The following is a 385-nucleotide window of genomic DNA, read 5'->3' as shown; positions in this document are numbered from 1 at the left end:
TATCAGACAGGGGAACGATTTCTCGCAGCTGCGACCGGCGAACAGTTCGCACTACTCGACGCGACGCGATGTGTGGTAGAACCAGAAGTGGATCCGGCTGCCCAATTTCGATGCCCTTGAATTTATCGACCTCGGAAGACTGCTGCCGTTTGACCATTTGCGTGACCGGGATGGATTGCCTTACTGGCCAACAATCGCGCAACTTTTCGAGGTTTCGTACAGCCCTCAATTGCGACCACGTATCCTCGCCTACTGACGTGAAGACTCAAGGGCATTTCACTGCGGATTATGTCAGGACCGCACCACCAATGGGATCCATCGAGCAGGCGCTGCATAAGGTCCGACAGGCGATCCTTGCTGCAGGCTTCTCGATGCTCGAATATCT

General features: G+C 54.5%; 1 protein-coding gene. It reads left to right on the top strand.

What is annotated here, in order from left to right; genetic code table 11:
* Nucleotides 1–149 precede the first annotated feature (149 nt).
* Nucleotides 150–385: hypothetical protein (locus EOA32_RS39505; RefSeq protein ID WP_210214901.1), on the top strand; the 236-nt coding region annotated here is incomplete at its 3' end.

The organism is Mesorhizobium sp. M1A.F.Ca.ET.072.01.1.1 (assembly GCF_004023325.1).
Lineage (GTDB): Bacteria > Pseudomonadota > Alphaproteobacteria > Rhizobiales > Rhizobiaceae > Mesorhizobium.
The sequence above is the reverse complement of the archived record's forward strand: the minus strand, read 5'-3'. Positions and strand labels throughout refer to the sequence as shown.